Origin of the sequence: Lysinibacillus sp. S1 (assembly GCF_044986265.1) — a bacterium.
In the GTDB taxonomy this organism is placed as follows: Bacteria; Bacillota; Bacilli; order Bacillales_A; family Planococcaceae; genus Lysinibacillus; species Lysinibacillus capsici.
Genome location: NZ_CP173154.1, coordinates 2,815,841 through 2,830,559, shown reverse-complemented (window position 1 = coordinate 2,830,559; position 14,719 = coordinate 2,815,841). Strand labels below are relative to the sequence as shown.

Below are 14,719 nucleotides of genomic sequence, written 5' to 3'. Positions count from 1 at the left end.
GCATGTTGTTCACGAATTTTTCATATTAATTTTTATACCCCATAATAACATATATTACCACGACTAATTAATGAGTACTGAAAATGATTAAAGGAGGAAAATGTATGACTTTAATTGATTCATATATTCACGAAGTGACTAAAAGGCTACATAAAAATAAACGTGAGATAATCAAGGTTGAACTAAAGGCTACTATTGAGGATATGTTGCCAGAGCAATATACAGAATCTGAGGTGAAGGAAGTAATTAAGAAGCTTGGAAGCCCTTCAGAAGTTGCTGCACGCTATCAGGATACTCCCCACTTTTTAATTGGTCCAAAGAATTTTGAACAATATACAAGAACCATCAAGCTAATTATTCCTTGGGCAATTCTTATTACGATCATTGTTCAAATAATAGAGAAGATGGTTCTCTATTCTGGAGAAGAAGCACTTCTCACAACCATTATTACAGCATTTGTAGGGATGATTGTTGCAATTATTGCTGTGTTATTTCACGTTTTGTTTTGGGTTACGGTTATTTTTATCATTAAGGACCGTTCTGGGGCTGAAAAGCTTTCGATCCCTTTTCTGAGAGATACCAAGCCATGGTCACCTGATGATTTAATACAAATTAAAAAGATTCCCAAAGATAAAATCATTCCTATAAGTGATACGATTTTTAGCCTTTTAGGAATACTTATTTTTTCTTTTGTTTACTGGAATGCCTATCGTCTTTTAGGTATTTATACAACGAATGACAACGGCAGCTTGAAATTTGTTATGCCTATCTTTAATCAAAATACTTTACAATCGTTTGTTCCCATGGTCTTACTATGTATTATCCTAAGCCTAACTTTAACCTTATTAAAATGGCGTGCAGGACAGTGGACAATGCCTATCGCCATCACTAATGCACTACTTCAAAGTGTAGGAACAATTGTGTTTATTTTAATAGCGATACACCAAGATTTTATTCACAGCGCCTCTATACCTTATATTGCGGCTATTACAGAAACAACCTCAGCTAAAGTTGCCTTCACTATTGATAAAATCCTACTTGTCAGTATGATTATTGCTGTTTTAGCAAATGTATTTGATATCTACCAAGGATTTAAAAAAGCGAAAATATAACGCCCTTCTTTTCATATACCTAGTAAACCATACAATCAAATCGCCAAAATACCTTTATTCTCTGATGTTTTGTATAATGATAAAGTTGAAAGTATTTTATATATGTGAAAAATAATCTGCACAATTCAATCAGAGTAAGGGGAAAGTACTATGACCATTCTTCTAGTAGATGACAATCAAGTCAATTTATTTGTCATTGAGAAAATACTAAAAAATGCAGGTTATGATAACTGTGTTTCTCTTTCATCTGCTTATGAGCTATTTGATTATTTACAATTAGATTCACCCAATCCGACAGGAAATTCAGTAGATTTAATTTTGTTAGATATTATGATGCCGGAAGTAGATGGTATTGAGGCCTGCAAACGCATTAAGCAAAATGAGAGATTAAAAGATATTCAAATCATTTTTGTTACAGCACTCGAGGATAAAAACAAACTGGCAGAAGCCCTAGACATTGGTGGTGTAGATTATATTACTAAACCAATTAATAAAACAGAGTTGCTTGCCAGAATGCGTGTTGCCTTACGTTTAAAGGCAGAATTAGACTGGCACACACAGCATGAAAAGAAAATACAATATGAACTAGATTTAGCAACCCATGTACAAAGGAGTCTTCTTAGCCCACCGTTAAATGAGAGGGACATCCGTATTGAAGTTTCTTATTTACCATCCTCTAATTTGGCAGGAGATATGTATTATTGGTACAAAATAGACGATCATCGTTATGCCATTATATTATTGGATATGATGGGTCACGGTATATCTGCAGCGTTGGTTTGTATGTTCATCTCCTCTGTTCTAAGAGAGGCGGTTAAGCAATTGGTGGAACCTGAACTTGTCATCCAAGAACTGAATCGTTATATGACGCTATTACAAGATGGGAAAGAGAATAATCTTTATTATTTTACAGCGATTTATTTAATCATTGATACAGAGCAAAAAACAGTCGAGTACATAAATGCTGGCCATCCTCCTGGATATGCACTAATCGATGAAAAAACATGTATTCCATTAGATCAGGGTAGCTGTGCAGTCGGTTTCTTCGATGAAATAAAAGTGAAAAAGCAATATATTAAATATGAGCATGACATTCAAATCGTGTTATTTACAGACGGTGTATTAGAGGCAATGGGACCCTGTGAATTAGAATCAGAAAAGCATTTGCAAACGCTAACATCCTCAAAGTGGGATTTTTCACAATGCCTAATCGATAACCTTTTGCCTAAGGATAAACAAGAGAATCAGCCTGATGACATGTGTGTTTTAATGATTCAAGCTAGCACTAATACTATATAAAAAAGCAGAGGCTATCCGTTAAAGATAGCCTCTTACTCATTAATACATTTTTTGATAAATTCTTTCGTTTCCAGAAATCTCCTTATACTTTGAAATAACCTCTTCAAATCGTAATGTTTCTTTATCCCCTAAGCATAAAAAACCTTTGTCACTTAGACTTTCATAAAATAATTGATGTACCTGGCTCTGAAGCTTAGGTGAAAAATAAATAAGAACATTTCTGCACAGAACAACATGAAATTCATTAAATGAATGATCTGTTACTAAATTATGTTGAGCAAAAATAATATTTTTCAATAATGTTGGATGAAAGTAAGCATATTGATAATCTGTTTGATAGTATTCTGAAAAAGCATGGGCACCTCCAGCAAGCATATAGTTTTTTGTATATGCCTGCATTTTATGAATTGGAAAGGCCCCCTTCTTAGCTTTTTCTAATACTTGCTCGTTCATATCTGTTGCATAAATTACAGATCTCTCTATTAGCCCCTCTTCTTGAAGCAAGATAGCCATAGAATATACTTCTTCACCTGTTGCACAGCCTGCATGCCAAATACGGATTTCTGGATATTCTCGTAAAACAGGGATGACCGTTTCACGAAAGGCCTTAAAAAAGCTTGGGTTGCGGAACATCTCTGTTACATTTATCGAAAAATCGTTTAATATCTGCTCTAAAAATTCTTTATCATGAATGACCTTTTCTTGTACACGTGAAATCGTTGAGATGTTATTTATTCCCATCCTATTGTAGATTCTGCGTGAAATGGATGAACGATTATATTGCCGAAAATCATAACCCGATAAACGATAAATAGCTTCTAGTAACAAATCAATTTCTAAATTTGTATGCTTATTTAATTGTATATTTTGCTCCAAAGGCTGAAATTGTTGTTCCATGTTCATTAACTCCCCTTAGAAACTAACCATACTCTTAAAACTGATATTAATTGATCTAAATTTAATGGCTTACTAATATAATCAGATGCACCTGCCTGCAATGATTTATCACGGTCATTTTTCATCGCTTTAGCAGTCAATGCAATGATTGGCAAATCGATACGTTTCATTTGCTGACGAATAATAGTCATTGCTTCATAGCCATCCATATTAGGCATCATTATATCCATCAGAACAAGATCGATATCTGGATTAGCCTGCAAGACCTCTAAACATTCTAGTCCATCTTTGGCAACTAGAATATGCATGCCTCTTTTTTCTAATGCCGTTTTCAACGCATAAATATTACGGTTATCATCATCAACTATTAAAATATTTTTCCCTTGAAACACCTCAACCTCATGTTGAAGGGCTTCTTCCATTGCTACTGGCTGCTCTTTGATTTGTTCCTCTTCCACCGTCGTCACTGCCACTTCGTTCATGGCAAGCTTTTGGCAATGCTCCTCTTCAATTCCATTTGGTAGACTCGGAATCGTTAACGTAAAGCTACTACCTTGTCCTTCAGTACTTTGTAATGTAATCCATCCACCAAGTAATTTTGCAAATTCCTTACAAATAGAAAGACCAAGACCCGTTCCACCATATTTTCGGACCGTAGCTCCATCTGCTTGTTGGAATGATTCAAAAATTAGCTGGTGTTTGTCTTTTGGAATACCTATTCCTGTATCTGAAACAGTAATTTCTAACCAATCCGTACTTATATCCTGCATATTGTTTGTTAGTTGTTGAGGTGTAAGCTGGTTAATGTCTAATGTGACAGATCCCTGCTCAGTAAATTTAAAGGCATTCGATAATAAATTCTTTAAGATTTGCTGAAATCTCTTCTCATCCGTATAGAATACATCCACTACATGATCTGCCTTTGAAATATGGAATGCTAAGTTTTTCTTCCTCGCAACTGGCGCAAAGGTATGTTCAATTTGTACAGGTACTTCGCTCATATTCACTTCATTAAAAATAATATCAAGCTTCCCGGCCTCCACTTTAGATAAATCTAATATGTCATTGATTAGAGCTAGCAAGTCCTCTCCTGAAGAATGAATAACTTTAGCAAACTCTGCTTCCTCGTCTGTTAGGTTGTGTTGGCTATTTTCTGCTAGCATTTCAGATAATATTAATATGCTGTTTAAAGGTGTTCTTAATTCATGTGACATATTCGCTAAAAATTCGGATTTGTAATTAGAGTTAAGGATAAGCTGCTCTGCACTTTCTTCTAATTCCTTCTTCGCTTTCTCTAGCTCTCTTGATTTGGACTCTGCCTCTTTCGTGCGTTCCTCAAGCTGCTCATTAATCATAGTCAGCTCTTCTGTCTGCATTTGTAATTCCTCTGATTGTGTTTGAAGCTCCTCTGATTGGACCTGTAATTCCTCTGTCATTGCTCTAGATTCATTCAATAGACGTACAATTTCCATACGCCCTAAAACACTATTAACTGTTAGTCCAAAGGTTTCAGTAACCTGTCTCACTAATTCTTGCTGTAACTTACTGAATTTAGCCATTGTTGCTATTTCAACAACCGCTATAACTTCATTTTCAAAAATGACAGGAATCAATAAAATATTTTGTGGTCTAATTTCACCTAATCCCGTTTTGATTAAACGATAGTCTCTCGGAATATTATCATAGAATAGCACTCTCTTTTCTAATGCACATTGACCGATTAACCCTTGTCCTATTTTGAAACTCTCCATGCCAACACAATCATCCGTGTCAGCAAAAGCAGCCTTTTTCACAAACTGTACTTGGTTCTCTGTTACTTCCCGAACATAAAATGCGCCAAGGGATGCTTGGGTTTTCTGTGCTACTTCTGATAGGAAGGTCTCCGCTAATTTTGTAATTGCTGAAATACCTTGATAATTTGTCACGATTTCAGCTACATTGCTTTGTAGCCATTCCCTCTTTTCGACGGACTCTAAAAGCGTATTCGTTGCATTAGCAAGTTCATTCACTTCATCGTTGGTATTCACATGGATTCTTCTTGTAAAATCACCTTTTGTAGCTGCTATTTCTTGAATTGTTTGTGTTACTTCCGTTATCGTTTTTACAATTGAACGGGAAATGCCACTAGCGATAGCAATAGCTATTGTAGAAACTAAAATTAAGATCCCAAATAAAGCACTAGTTAATTTACTATTTTGCTTGTCTAACTGATTTGCCTTTGCCTGTGTATAAGCATTTTCAGTGGCACGGAATGAATCGAATAGTTTGCGCATTTTTTCCATATCCTGACGACCATTATCCACTTTAAAAAAATCATTTAATGCTTCTACATTATTATCCTTTTTATATTGAATAGTTGGTTCGCCTGACGTTGCAACCCAATGTTCAATTGTTTCCTCTATCTCTTTAAGTTTGTCCTGCTGAGCTGGTTTATCTTTCATTTGTTGATAGAGTTCATTAAAATCTATTTTCCAATTTTCAGCTGCATTATCATAGGGTTCCAGATAACTCTGCTTACCCGTAATGATGAAAGCCCGCTGACTTGATTCCATATCCAAAATATATTTTTCAATTTCATTCGTTAAAGTTAGAACATTGGAATCGTACTTAATAATAAAATTTCTTTCCTTCTGCAAAGATGTAATTTGATTATTTAATATGACAACCGTCGCAAGTAGGCAAAGAATGATTACGATATAACCTAATGAAATCTTTGAGCGTATACCCAATTTTAATCTATTTAACATTTGGTTTTCCTACCTTTACCTTTCTTTTACTTTAGTATGATTACTAGTATACATGTAAAAATAACTCATTTTCTCCTATTTTAGATTCATCATAAAGAAATTTTGCTGATTTTGTATCAATAAGTCTCTGTATTTTTCATATACATTTTATATTGAACCATTTCTAATTAAGGAGAGAAAACATGTGGATATTATCGTAAGACCAGGAGATTCACTTTGGCATTTCAGTGAGGTATTTAAAATTCCTCTTCAACTCATTTTAGATTCTAATGAAAATATAAACCCCCAATTTTTAAGAGTTGGACAACGGGTTCGTATTCCTGGTTTTGTGACCAACAACTATCAAATTAAACAAGGAGACTCTTTTTGGCAGATTGCCCAGAGCCGAAACCTCCCCCTAGTCGCCCTATTGCTTGTTAATCCTGATCTCAATCCAAATCGATTACAAATCGGTCAAATAATTCGCATACCCCAACGTATCACATGGCGTTTAGTTGAAGGTAAGCAAACTTACACGTATACCCATATGATAAATGATCTCAGAAAGCTCCTTGATGCATATCCTTTTCTTCATAGCTCAAACATTGGCAGTTCCGTTTTAGGGAAGGAGCTACCTGAGCTGTCGATTGGCCATGGTGCAAAACGTGTACACTATAATGGCTCCTTCCATGCAAACGAATGGATTACTACACCTATTATTCTAACATTTTTAAATGACTATTTGCTCGCCCTCACCAATCAAAGTAGTATTCGTGGAATTTCTCCATTTTCTCTTTATCAGCAAACATTCCTTTCTATCGTTCCTATGGTAAATCCTGATGGCGTAGATTTAGTAATACAAGGCCCACCAAATGATGAAGCATTAAGAAATCAACTAATTGCATGGAATAATGATAACGCTGATTTTTCTGGCTGGAAAGCAAATATTCATGGAATTGATTTGAATGACCAATTCCCTGCCAAATGGGAGCTTGAAAGTGCCCGTAATCCAAAAACACCAGGGCCAAGAGATTATGGTGGTGAAAGACCACTATCTGAACCTGAAGCCATTGCAATGGCTGATTTGACCAAGCAACGTGATTTTTCAAGAGTATTAGCCTTTCATACACAGGGACGTGTCATATATTGGGGTTTTGAAAATCTAGAGCCCCCAGAATCAGAGGTGCTTGTAAATGAATTTAGTAGAGTAAGTGGCTATGAGCCCGTTCAATCTGCTGGAAGCTATGCTGGTTATAAAGATTGGTTTATTCAAGATTGGCGTAGACCAGGCTTCACTGTTGAATTAGGAAGTGGTACAAATCCTTTACCAATCAGCCAGTTTGATGACATTTACGAGGAGTCTTTAGGGATTTTCCTTGCTGCATTGTATATGTAAAAAGAGTACTCGAACTCCATTCGCTATGAAATAGTCCTTTTGGGCTTTTCAGCGAATGGGTTTTTTTATTGAAAATCTCATCATCATTGTAAAAAAAGGGGAATAAATTACTTTGACAGACAGAGTAATGTTTGCTACTATTACTCTGACAGATAGAGCAATAAAAAAAGTAGGTGACTTATGGTTCGCAGTGATATTATCCGAGGACATTTGGATTCGATTATTTTACGGTTAATTTCAGAAAAAGACCGTTATGGCTACGAAATTTCTCAGGAAATAAGTCTCCGTACAAACAATCGGTTTCAAATCAAGGAAGCAACTTTGTATGCAGTTTTTCAACGTCTCGAAAAAAAAGAAATTATTGAAGCCTATTATGGAGATGTCTCACATGGAGGCAAAAGAAAGTATTACCGTATTACATCATTAGGTAAGGCCTATTTAAATGAGCTAGTGAAAGAATGGTCGGAAGTAAAGGAAATAATCGATTTATTTATGGAGGGCTTAGAATGAAAAGAATAAAAAACCATATTGATGAGCTTTTTAAAGACATTCCTCGAACTAACGAAACGGAAATGGTTAAACAAGAAATCATTGAAAATCTTGAAGAAAAAGTATTTTATTTGATGGACCAAGGTAAAGAACAAGAGGATGCCATTAATAAAGCCATTGTAGAATTTGGAGATATCGAAGACTTAAAGCAAGAGTTAGGTGTTAAAGAACCAGCAAAGAAAAACATGGCTAAATTAAACTTAGAATTTTCAATTTGGGGTAGTGGCTTAATCATTGCATTTTTTATTTTTATTAATCTTTATTACACACCACATACTATTTGGGCAATCTATCCGATTTTCGCCATTCTTTGGTGGCCTTTATCGATGTACTTTGTGTGGTCTCGTAAGAAATGGGGTGAATAAACATGAGGAACTTTATTAACTTTTCTATAGCGGGGAGCTTGATGACAATGATTTTTTTAGGGGTTGTTAATTATACGACATCTCCTCAAACAATGTGGTTTGTATATCCATGCTTATTGCTACTGTTTTGGCCTATTACGTTATTCTATATGGCTAAAAAATTGTATAAACAATACTCAATTGTTTGTAGTGCCTTAATTATTACATTTCTAATAGTTGAAAATTATATTTACGCACCAGATCATTTATGGTTTATCTATGCGATTTATCCAATTATCTGGTGGCCAATCCTCATGTACTTAGATGAAAAGGCAAAAACGTTAAAAACAGCTCTAATTGGATGTGCTTCTACCATCATCTATTACTCTATATTGAATATGATTGTATCTCCTCAATACCCTTGGGCAATTTATCCTGCTTTTTTAGTGATATGGTGGCCTCTAGCTTTATATCACGCGCAACGAAAAACCTTTGTAGCATTCTCCGTTACAGCTACGATACTAATTAGTATCTTTTTCATTACAGTAAATGTTGTTTCTTCACCAAGCGTTATATGGGCGATTTACCCTATTTTTGTGACACTTTGGTGGCCTCTGAGTATGTATTTTTATGTGTATAAAAGAAAAATGTATCATGCTAGCTTTATGAAACGCATGTAAAGTAGGTATTGTATGAAAAGGATTAAAAAGTTCATTAAATATCTTGTCTTGATTATGACCTCCTTACTATTATTAGCACTTGTATTTCCAACATGGACATCATCTATAGAGGACATGAACAGCATCAGTACGCTAGAACAGGTAGAAATTAACGGCAGTGACCATGAAATCATGATACGGGGCCATAACAAAAATAATCCTGTCATCATCTTTGTCCATGGCGGACCAGGTCGCTCTGAAATACCCTACGCTAAAAAATATCAAGATTTATTGGAAACCGAATTTACAGTGGTAAATTATGATCAAAGGGCTAGTGGGAAGTCTTATCATTTTTTTGAGGACTACTCAAATCTTTCATCTGATTTGCTTGTGGAGGATTTACTAGCACTGACTGACTATATTGCTAATCATCTAGATAAAGAAAAAATTATCTTAATTGGTCATTCCTACGGTACCTATATTGCCACACAAGCAGCTGCTAAAGCTCCTGATAAATATGAGGCCTATGTAGGGATTGGTCAAATGAGTAATACCGTTGAAAGTGAGATGGACAGTTTACACTTTACGATCAAACAGGCTCAGCTTAAGAGTAACACAGAGGATGTTGCACATTTACAGAGGTTAATGGAGGAAATTAGTAGTGGTAAAACATTTACGCCTCGTCATTTAGTGAGCAAATACGGTGGAGCTACAAGACTTATTACTAACCCTGATGGAAATATGTTAGGGATGCTTTTTAGTACTGAATATAATTTGTTAGATATTATTCGATATAGCAAAGGGATATCCCTATCCCAAGAAGTCTTAGTAAACGAAGTCTTGCAGTCCCCACTTCCTGCGAAAGTCAATTCACTGACTCTTCCCTTCTATTTTGTAATGGGGGATTATGATTATCAAACATCATCGAATAGCGCTAAAAAGTACTTCGACCAAATTATCGCGAAGAAAAAAGAATTCATAGCATATGAACAATCTGCTCACTACCCCCAGTTCGAAGAAAAAGAGAGATTTTTCGAATGGATGCGTACGACTTTTAAAAAATAAATATTTCTTAAAGTAATTCTACACTTGGTAGCATTTATTTAATTGCTATATAATTTAATTATTAAATATTTTAGTGGACGTGATTATATGCCAGAAAATCTAAACAATGTAGAAATTATTATGAAAGAAATGCTGGAAATACAGCAGAAGTCGAAAATGTTTGTAGATCTTTTATCTGAAGGAGAAGCGTTATCACAAAACCAATTAATATTACTCCTACAGCTAAAAATAAATAATGGGATGAAGGCAACAGAAATTGCTGAATTCTTTAGTGTAACACCCGGAGCTGTAACTTCCATGTGCGATAAACTGGAAAAACTCGAACTCATACAAAGAATTAGAGAAAATAATGATCGACGTGTGGTCAAAATGGCTTTAACCAATATTGGTGACATGAAGGTTCAAGAAATCTTTTTAAAGTTTTCTCAGGATAAACTCATAGACATGGCCAACATCTTACGCGAAGTAAACCAATTAATGAATAAAATTTTTTAGGATTTCAACAAATTGAAATCCTTTTTTTATTGTTTAATTTAAGCTGTGCTTTTGTTCTTGACAAATGGAAGTAGCATATAATTTAATTAATATATATTTTAATAATTAAAATATATATTAATTAAATTATAATGAGGTGACTTTATGTTTCAAAAACTCCGTACCCTTACACAAACGAATGGCACCGTTAAACATTTGGATGCTGATTATGAACAATTAAACATTCGAGGCGCTGTATCGTTACAACAAGAAGTACACTTAATAAAAGTGTCCACTCATGGTCATAGCTCCTTCTATTATCCAGTTACAGCGCAGATATTTAATAGTACTGGCTCGTGTAAGTTAAAGGATTATTGCCAAATCGGAGAACTTACAAATGCTGGGAATATTAAAATACGTAATGGTTTTATCCAAAAAATCAATAGTTCTGGAAAGCTAATGGTTGAAGAGAAATTACAGAGCGAGCAATTTGATGCCATTGGAATAGTCAAGGCTGCGGAAATAATCGCTCATCACTTTCATTTGAAGTTATCGGGAGAAAGCGGAATTGACAGGTTAAGGGCTGAAAATGTGGTAATAGAAAAGGATAGGATAACCCTTCTTCCGTTATTTAAAAAAATATTACGCTGTCACACAATAAGTGGAAAACACCTACAATTATCTAATACGAATGCAGAGTTTGTGGAAGGGGAAGTCGTCCATGTTGGGGAAAATAGTGTGATTGGGACACTTTACTATACGGATGATTATTCGATAGCTTCGAGTTCAAAGGTGCACCACATTATACGGAGGGAAAAAGAATGATACTTCTAAAAATGCTAAAGACTTTTTTTTGCTCATTAGCTTTAGTGGTATTATCTGTACTTTATGTTGGATTACTTTTAAGCGCTGGCTTATCCATACTCGCTGGTTTTTTACGAACATTCGGAGTGGATCAAATTAAAATGGGCCTTTGGTATGGCGTAGAACTTCCTGTTATGTTCAGCATCCCCTTCGCCCTGTTAATAGCCCTACTGTTGTTCTTTTGTGCCATATATATTAAACGTTCTATTGTTTTTTGTTTGTCAACTCTTCGAATATAGAGCAATAAAAAGTAAGCATATTTCTTAGAAAGAATATGCTTACTCTCATCGACTTTTAAGTTGAATAGCAGGGAGGCTCATTTAATCAGTTGATTCACATTTTTATCAGTAGCTTAAAACATTGCTATAGTTCTCCTTCAAGAAAACGGATAAGGTATATTTCAGGTCTACCAATAAATTCTTTAAAACTACATAAATTAGCATACTCCTCATGCTCCACATCATAGCACCCTATATGGCCTTCTCCTTTTGGGTTCCAGACTATTTGCAAATCAGAGTAATTGTCGATATTTGCGGAAAGAAGGAGGAGCTCTCTATGACCTAGTTTCATCTCAATTGTATCAGTTAGTTTGAAAAAATCGATAAAGTGAATTTCATAATCATTTGGTGCAAGCTCAAAATGTAGTCGATCTCCTGTCAGAAAATTAATCAATTCATCTGGTAACTTGTATTTTTTCAATGTCTCTTTTTTGTTTTCAATAGTATGGAGTTCTATTGGTTCTAAAGCCTTTAAGTAATTTGCTAGTTCCATATTTTTCATACGTACAGCAATTGTATAAGCTCTCTCACCATCTTTCTCCGCTAAAGTGACGTTTGCACCTCGTTCAATCAAATAGTTCACCATAGCTATATTTCCCATTCTTGTTGCAACTGTTAATGGTGTTGCTTCATAGGGATAGACCATATCAGGCTTTTGATAATTAATATCTACTCCTTGATCAAGTAAATAAGTGACTGTTTTTTTATCAAAATTCGACACAGCCTGACGCAATACAGGACCTCCATGCTGCTTTATATCAAGCCCAAGTTCATGAATAAGAGGGATATTTCTTTTATTGCCATAGTAGGCCTGAGAATAGGCTCCAGATCCCACTTGGTTATAGCCATCTAATTTTGCTCCTTGTTCAACAAGGTAACGTACTATATTTTCTTTACAATATCGAACAGCTCTTAAAAAAGAAGGATTTTTTTCCACATTTAAATTAACCCCATATCCAACTAATAATTTTACTACATCCAATCTTTGTGCAATCAACGCTAAATCCAATGGGCTTAATGATGTATGCTGACTTAAACATATCTCTTCTTCAATATTCCAGCCTTTATCCCTCGCAACTCGCAAAGCTGTAATATTGCCAGTATAGATATACATTGCAAGCTCTGGTAGTTCTGAAAATGTTCCAATATCCTGTAGCTTAATCATCTATAGATTAGCTCCCTTCTTATTGTATATACAAAGTATAGGAAACTACCATCTATATCACAATGGGACATAGAGCTATAGTGTCATAAAATACAGGGCAAGATTTATAGCAAATTTGATGGTTCTTTTATTAAAAAGAAGGCAATTGGATTTAAAATTTCCCAGGAAAGAATTTATTCAAATTAAAAAGAGCTCTCAATCAGAATAGATTGAGAGCTCTTTCTTAAACGCTTACCATGACTTATTTTTATTTTAAGCCAAGTGCTTTATCTGTTGTTGCATTTATTTCTTTTAAAAGCTCAGGGTTTTCTGCTAATGATAGACCATAAGATGGAATCATTTCTTTAATTTTTGGTTCCCACTCCTTGATATGTTGAGGGAAACATTTATTAAGAACTTCAAGCATAACATGTACAGCCGTAGATGCACCTGGTGAAGCCCCTAGTAAAGCTGCAATCGAGCCATCAGAAGCACTTACAACTTCTGTACCGAATTGAAGTGTTCCTTTACCGCCAGCTTCCGTATCTTTAATTACTTGTACACGTTGTCCAGCTACGATAATATCCCAATCATCACTTTTTGCATTTGGAATGAACTCACGTAACTCTTCCATACGTTGTTCTTTTGAAAGCATAAGCTGTTGGATTAAATACTTTGTTAAGCCCATCTCTTTCACGCCCGCAGCTAATAAAGTTGTGATATTATGCGGTTTTACAGAAGCAAATAAATCCATATTTGAACCTGTTTTTAAGAACTTAGGAGAGAAACCTGCGAATGGTCCAAATAGTAATGATTTCTTGTTATCAATATAACGTGTGTCAAGATGCGGAACCGACATTGGTGGAGCACCAACTTTTGCTTTTCCGTATACTTTTGCATGATGTTGTTCAGCTATTTCTGGATTATTACATGCTAAGAATAGACCGCTAATTGGGAATCCACCAATATGTTTCCCTTCAGGAATACCTGATTTTTGTAGTAATTCTAAGCTTCCTCCACCAGCTCCAAGGAAGACAAATTTTGCTGAATGATATTCCATTTTACAGCCATCTAAATCGTGCACACGTACTTCCCATGTACCATCACTAGCTTGTTTTAAACTTTCAACACTATGATTATAGTTAACATCTACATCTTTTGCTTTTAAGTGATCAATTAACATACGTGTTAAAGCACCAAAGTTAACATCTGTACCAGTGTCAATTTTCGTTGCAGCAATGTCTTCACCAGCAGGACGATTTTCCATAATAAGTGGAATCCATTTTTTTAGTGTTTCAGGGTCATTAGAAAATTCCATTCCTTCAAATAAAGGATTTTTTGTCATCGTTTCATGACGTTTCTTTAGAAACTCAACATTTTCTTTCCCTTGTACTAAACTCATATGTGGTAAAGGCATAATGAAGTCTTGTGGATTATTGATCAGCTTATTGTTTACAAGATACGACCAAAACTGTCTTGAAACATGGAACTGTTCATTAACATTAATCGCTTTTTTGATATCGATTGATCCGTCTTTTTTCTCTGATGTGTAGTTCAGCTCACATAATGCAGCATGTCCAGTTCCCGCATTGTTTAATTCGTGAGAACTTTCCTCGCCTGCTTTTTCAAGCTTTTCAAACACTGTAATTTTCCAATCTGGTGCTAATTCTTTGAGTAATGTTCCCAAAGTTGCACTCATGATTCCGGCACCAATTAAGATAACATCTGATTTAATTTGTCTGTTACTCATTTTTACCTTCCTTATATGTTAAGATTTGCAGAAAGGATGTAAGCACTCCCACTTTAGAAGTACTGTAGCCATGGAGCAACCTCGGAGCACACCATTTCTGTATCAATTATTACCTTATTGCAGTTTATCACAATTAGTTCAAGAATAAAATATCAACTATTT

The 14,719-nt window shown here is 35.0% G+C and carries 13 protein-coding genes; 9 read left to right on the top strand and 4 right to left on the bottom strand.

The features are described from left to right. The first annotated feature begins 104 nt into the window (after window positions 1-104). Window positions 105-1,112 (top strand): HAAS signaling domain-containing protein, encoded by a 1,008-nt coding sequence (locus ACHZEU_RS14010; RefSeq protein ID WP_279493491.1) that lies wholly within the window; start codon window positions 105-107, stop codon window positions 1,110-1,112. A gap of 150 nt (window positions 1,113-1,262) precedes the next feature. Beyond that, complete coding sequence (locus tag ACHZEU_RS14005; RefSeq protein ID WP_279493493.1) at window positions 1,263-2,411, top strand: fused response regulator/phosphatase; 1,149 nt, start codon at window positions 1,263-1,265, stop codon at window positions 2,409-2,411. Between the two features lie 39 nt (window positions 2,412-2,450). Here ACHZEU_RS14005 and ACHZEU_RS14000 read toward each other — a convergent pair whose 3' ends face one another. Together ACHZEU_RS14000 and ACHZEU_RS13995 are read right to left on the bottom strand one after the other, a co-directional pair. Next, the gene (locus ACHZEU_RS14000) at window positions 2,451-3,308 is read right to left on the bottom strand and encodes a protein-glutamate O-methyltransferase CheR (protein ID WP_279493495.1); all 858 of its coding nucleotides are present in this window, start codon (window positions 3,306-3,308) and stop codon (window positions 2,451-2,453) included. Window positions 3,309-3,313: 5 nt separating this feature from the next. After that, on the bottom strand, window positions 3,314-6,055 hold the full coding sequence (locus ACHZEU_RS13995) for an ATP-binding protein (RefSeq protein ID WP_279493497.1): 2,742 nt from the start codon (window positions 6,053-6,055) through the stop codon (window positions 3,314-3,316). Between the two features lie 184 nt (window positions 6,056-6,239). Here ACHZEU_RS13995 and ACHZEU_RS13990 point away from each other — a divergent pair, with 184 nt between their 5' ends. The 7 genes from ACHZEU_RS13990 to ACHZEU_RS13960 all read left to right on the top strand — a co-directional run bounded on the left by ACHZEU_RS13990 (window position 6,240) and on the right by ACHZEU_RS13960 (window position 11,346). Continuing rightward, window positions 6,240-7,430: a M14 family metallopeptidase gene (locus ACHZEU_RS13990; protein WP_103119020.1), complete on the top strand. Its 1,191-nt coding sequence runs from the start codon at window positions 6,240-6,242 to the stop codon at window positions 7,428-7,430. A gap of 180 nt (window positions 7,431-7,610) precedes the next feature. Beyond that, a complete protein-coding gene (locus ACHZEU_RS13985) occupies window positions 7,611-7,940 on the top strand; it encodes a PadR family transcriptional regulator (protein ID WP_004233468.1) in 330 nt (109 codons plus the stop codon). Further along, on the top strand, window positions 7,937-8,344 hold the full coding sequence (locus ACHZEU_RS13980) for a permease prefix domain 1-containing protein (protein ID WP_048395459.1): 408 nt from the start codon (window positions 7,937-7,939) through the stop codon (window positions 8,342-8,344). The genes ACHZEU_RS13985 and ACHZEU_RS13980 overlap by 4 nt, the downstream gene beginning before the upstream one ends. A 41-nt stretch (window positions 8,345-8,385) precedes the next feature. Next, a complete protein-coding gene (locus tag ACHZEU_RS13975) occupies window positions 8,386-9,003 on the top strand; it encodes a hypothetical protein (RefSeq protein WP_305210629.1) in 618 nt (205 codons plus the stop codon). Window positions 9,004-9,015: 12 nt separating this feature from the next. Continuing rightward, on the top strand, window positions 9,016-10,047 hold the full coding sequence (locus ACHZEU_RS13970; RefSeq protein WP_103119022.1) for an alpha/beta fold hydrolase: 1,032 nt from the start codon (window positions 9,016-9,018) through the stop codon (window positions 10,045-10,047). An 87-nt stretch (window positions 10,048-10,134) separates the two neighbouring features. Continuing rightward, window positions 10,135-10,542 (top strand): MarR family transcriptional regulator, encoded by a 408-nt coding sequence (locus ACHZEU_RS13965; RefSeq protein ID WP_054548503.1) that lies wholly within the window; start codon window positions 10,135-10,137, stop codon window positions 10,540-10,542. Window positions 10,543-10,686: 144 nt separating this feature from the next. Next, complete coding sequence (locus ACHZEU_RS13960) at window positions 10,687-11,346, top strand: hypothetical protein (protein ID WP_048395305.1); 660 nt, start codon at window positions 10,687-10,689, stop codon at window positions 11,344-11,346. Between the two features lie 402 nt (window positions 11,347-11,748). Here ACHZEU_RS13960 and ACHZEU_RS13955 read toward each other — a convergent pair whose 3' ends face one another. Continuing rightward, on the bottom strand, window positions 11,749-12,828 hold the full coding sequence (locus tag ACHZEU_RS13955; protein WP_279493500.1) for an ankyrin repeat domain-containing protein: 1,080 nt from the start codon (window positions 12,826-12,828) through the stop codon (window positions 11,749-11,751). Window positions 12,829-13,075: 247 nt separating this feature from the next. Then, window positions 13,076-14,557, bottom strand: coding sequence for a malate:quinone oxidoreductase (locus tag ACHZEU_RS13950; RefSeq protein ID WP_004233452.1), 1,482 nt, complete (start codon window positions 14,555-14,557; stop codon window positions 13,076-13,078). Between the last annotated feature and the right edge of the window lie 162 nt (window positions 14,558-14,719).

Bases quoted from the DNA above. Each gene is read 5' to 3' on its own strand.
- ACHZEU_RS13960 (WP_048395305.1), top strand. From the start codon at position 10,687: ATGTTTCAAAAACTCCGTACCCTTACACAAACGAATGGCACCGTTAAA.
- ACHZEU_RS14010 (WP_279493491.1), top strand. From the start codon at position 105: ATGACTTTAATTGATTCATATATTCACGAAGTGACTAAAAGGCTACAT.
- ACHZEU_RS13985 (WP_004233468.1), top strand. From the start codon at position 7,611: ATGGTTCGCAGTGATATTATCCGAGGACATTTGGATTCGATTATTTTA.
- ACHZEU_RS13995 (WP_279493497.1), bottom strand. From the start codon at position 6,055: ATGTTAAATAGATTAAAATTGGGTATACGCTCAAAGATTTCATTAGGT.
- ACHZEU_RS13970 (WP_103119022.1), top strand. From the start codon at position 9,016: ATGAAAAGGATTAAAAAGTTCATTAAATATCTTGTCTTGATTATGACC.
- ACHZEU_RS14000 (WP_279493495.1), bottom strand. From the start codon at position 3,308: ATGGAACAACAATTTCAGCCTTTGGAGCAAAATATACAATTAAATAAG.
- ACHZEU_RS13965 (WP_054548503.1), top strand. From the start codon at position 10,135: ATGCCAGAAAATCTAAACAATGTAGAAATTATTATGAAAGAAATGCTG.
- ACHZEU_RS13980 (WP_048395459.1), top strand. From the start codon at position 7,937: ATGAAAAGAATAAAAAACCATATTGATGAGCTTTTTAAAGACATTCCT.
- ACHZEU_RS14005 (WP_279493493.1), top strand. From the start codon at position 1,263: ATGACCATTCTTCTAGTAGATGACAATCAAGTCAATTTATTTGTCATT.
- ACHZEU_RS13950 (WP_004233452.1), bottom strand. From the start codon at position 14,557: ATGAGTAACAGACAAATTAAATCAGATGTTATCTTAATTGGTGCCGGA.
- ACHZEU_RS13955 (WP_279493500.1), bottom strand. From the start codon at position 12,828: ATGATTAAGCTACAGGATATTGGAACATTTTCAGAACTACCAGAGCTT.
- ACHZEU_RS13975 (WP_305210629.1), top strand. From the start codon at position 8,386: ATGACAATGATTTTTTTAGGGGTTGTTAATTATACGACATCTCCTCAA.